Source organism: Streptococcus sp. GMD4S (genome assembly GCF_000296955.1).
The window spans coordinates 1-1,343 of record NZ_AJRE01000233.1; the positions used below are offsets into that span (position 1 = coordinate 1).

Below are 1,343 nucleotides of genomic sequence, written 5' to 3' on the forward strand. Positions count from 1 at the left end.
AATCTAAAAAAGCCCTCATTTGAGAGCTGAAATTTTACCGATCCACCACTTGAGCTTCAAAGTAAGCTGGCTTGTCGTCTACATTGGTCATGGTAATCGTGTAGGACTTGTTATTGGTTACATAAAAAAACTTTCTCCCCTTGGTAGTTGACAACAATTCCATTCTTTACCAAATGAATATCTGTTTGATTGTTTGGAAGCTCTTTATCATCTTTCCAACTTATCTAAGATTTTCTGGTATTCTTTATGCAAATCCTTAGCTTTCTTAGAAGAATCATATTTTGCACTCTCAACCTTCACATCCTTCATCTTCTGCACCCAGCTCATGTCCACACCGTCCGCATAGTAGTTGCCATCGCTATCGACAATGATTTTACTTAGTTGCGTAGCTCCTTGAATCACTAAGCTAAGGACTTCTAGACTATCGCTGAAATACTGGGAAACCTCTGAGACAAAGAATTCTAATTTTTCAATCTTGTCATCCAAATCCTGAATACCCGACTCGATTTGAGACTTGGTATTGTAGAGGATGGTCTTCTCAGAGAAGGCTCTCCCCCAAATGAGACTAAAGAGGTCTTTGATTTGATTTAGCCAGTTCTCCCTCGCTTGAATCTGAGCTTCTACGATAGCTAACTGCTCTTCCCTCAATTTTTTCAGTTCCTTAAGTTGGTCCTGTCAGCTCACCTGAGTCTAATATAACAAACTATCCATACAAGGTTTGATACATCTTTTTCATGAAGACATCAAGCTCTTTTTGAACAATCTTTAATAGGCGCTCTTCTTCGACTTTGGGAATAGTCACCCTCTCATTTATATTTCTTTCATTTATTTGAAAATAAGCGCTAGAAACTAAATCAAAGTTCTTATCCAATTCATAGAGTACACTAGTTATTCTACCATCTATCTCTATTTCAAAATAAGCAGTAACCCCATTCCGTCCCGGATTTGAGATGTCCAAATTGATGTCTCCTTTTATCTCTATGGAGTCAATTCCTCCATCCAATCGAATAGCTCCATCGGGAGGAACGACATAGCCCGCTTTACGGATGTCAGGTGCATATTTTTCTGATGCCATCAAACGTTGTAAGACGACTATATTGTCCCTCTCTTCAAAGGAGGTTTTTAATTGCATATGTTCTTGGTGGTTTTGATACTGAAAATAAAGATTCAAGCCAGTAGCTAAGGCAATTACAGAACCAATAACGATCAGTATTTTTTTAAGTCCTGACATTTTTTCACCCCCTCTGTCTAAGTTATCATAGAAGTCTTGTTCATACAGCATTGCGTTGAGTAAGAAGTTACTTTCTCTAAAAATCTAACCATACAAGGTTTGATACATCTTT

Annotated in this window: 2 protein-coding genes and 1 pseudogene; all 3 read right to left on the minus strand. The window is 37.8% G+C overall.

All coding sequences use genetic code 11. From position 1 onward, the window contains the following. Positions 1-34: 34 nt before the first annotated feature. A pseudogene (locus tag GMD4S_RS13790) lies at positions 35-215 on the minus strand (hypothetical protein); the annotation flags it as partial. Further along, on the minus strand, positions 208-648 hold the full coding sequence (locus GMD4S_RS08950; RefSeq protein WP_008289759.1) for a hypothetical protein: 441 nt from the start codon (positions 646-648) through the stop codon (positions 208-210). The pseudogene GMD4S_RS13790 and the gene GMD4S_RS08950, both read right to left, overlap by 8 nt. A 55-nt stretch (positions 649-703) precedes the next feature. Next, a complete protein-coding gene (locus GMD4S_RS08955) occupies positions 704-1,231 on the minus strand; it encodes a hypothetical protein (protein ID WP_008294306.1) in 528 nt (175 codons plus the stop codon). Between the last annotated feature and the right edge of the window lie 112 nt (positions 1,232-1,343).